1 pseudogene is annotated in these 244 nt (G+C 52.0%); it reads left to right on the top strand.

The annotated features are described in order from the left end of the window. Positions 1-17: 17 nt before the first annotated feature. Positions 18-244 (top strand): annotated as a pseudogene (locus tag F0L68_RS41595) (succinate--CoA ligase subunit alpha); the annotation flags it as partial.

The following is a 244-nucleotide window of genomic DNA, read 5'->3' as shown; positions in this document are numbered from 1 at the left end:
TAACCGCTGATTCCATCATGGAAGCCGCCGAAGCCGGTATCAAATACTGTGTTTGTATTACTGACGGTATTCCGACCCAGGACATGATGAAAGTCAAAATCTACCTGAGCCGTTTCCCCAAAGAACAGCGCATGGTGCTGACCGGCCCGAATTGTGCGGGTACTATCAGTCCGGGTAAATCCATGCTGGGCATTATGCCGGGCCACATCTATATGCCGGGTAATGTCGGTATCGTGGGCCGTTC

Origin of the sequence: Solihabitans fulvus (assembly GCF_008386585.1) — a bacterium.
Taxonomy (GTDB): Bacteria; Actinomycetota; Actinomycetes; order Mycobacteriales; family Pseudonocardiaceae; genus Solihabitans; species Solihabitans fulvus.
Note: the sequence above shows the minus strand (reverse complement) of the source record. Positions and strands in the feature narration are given on the sequence as shown.